Consider the following 506-nt stretch of genomic DNA (forward strand, 5'->3'; position numbering starts at 1 on the left):
TTCGGTCACCGTGATGATTTCGCGAATCGCCGAACTGGTCAGCGCCTGCGCACGTCGGGAGATCTGGAAGGAAGTGTGCATGGCGCAAGCATAGCGAACGCAAGTGGCTGCGGCGCTGTGCAGTGCAGCGACGGATCGCTTGCCGCTTGCCTCGCCCGGCACGGAGTCCAAAGGCCGGCAGCACGTCGCCGGCCATCACCAGGCAACCGTGCAGGGTGCACTGCAACTGCCCTGGCCGCACGACACAAGCCGCAACCAGCGACGATCGCGCCACCGGGCAGCCAGCGCAGACGTTTGGTCAACTGCGCTTATTGATACGCCGGGCCGATCCAGGCAGTGCCTTCGCTGTGGGCGATGAGCGTCTTCCAGCGCTTGCGGATCACCTTGTCGCGTGTGCGAAAGGTCATGCGCACGCCCGGCAGACCGAGCGTGGCGCGGGTTTCGACCATCGCCGATTGTTGGTCCGCGGCGAGGTCGATCTTGGTGATGGACTGCTTGTAGTCGAT

General features: G+C 64.4%; 2 pseudogenes. Both read right to left on the bottom strand.

Annotation, left to right across the window (positions count from 1 at the left end):
- Positions 1 to 171: pseudogene (locus tag CSC70_RS14875) on the bottom strand (PLP-dependent aminotransferase family protein); the annotation flags it as partial.
- A 137-nt stretch (positions 172 to 308) separates the two neighbouring features.
- Positions 309 to 506, bottom strand: a pseudogene (locus CSC70_RS14485) (nuclear transport factor 2 family protein); the annotation flags it as partial.

This window comes from Pseudoxanthomonas kalamensis DSM 18571 (genome assembly GCF_010211745.1).
Lineage (GTDB): Bacteria > Pseudomonadota > Gammaproteobacteria > Xanthomonadales > Xanthomonadaceae > Pseudoxanthomonas_A > Pseudoxanthomonas_A kalamensis.